At 69.7% G+C, this 290-nt stretch carries 1 protein-coding gene; it reads right to left on the reverse strand.

Features of this window, described 5'->3' with window-relative positions; genetic code table 11:
* The coding region (locus AC1RPV_RS07770) for a SidA/IucD/PvdA family monooxygenase (RefSeq protein WP_481764196.1) at positions 1–290 on the reverse strand (290 nt) is incomplete at both ends.

Here is a 290-nt window from a genome sequence, read left to right on the forward strand (position 1 = left end):
GGATCACGCGGTCGCGGCCGAGCGCGGCGAACGCATCGGGAATCGCCGGCGTGCCGCCGACGCCGACCGACAGCGCGCGCGTGACGCGCTGGCGCTCGTGGCCGGCCGCGTCGCGCGACAGCACGCGCAGCGCGTCGATCCTCGCGCCGTCGCCGCGCACCGGCTCGATTCCCAGCACCGTTTCGCTGTAGTGGACGCGATCGTCGAACGCGTCGGCTACCCAGCTCAGGTAGTCGTGGAATTCGACGCGGGTCGGATAGAAGTTCTTCAGGTTGACGAATTCGTTCAGC

It is taken from the genome of Dellaglioa sp. CoH-55-MRSF-9, assembly GCF_056782155.1.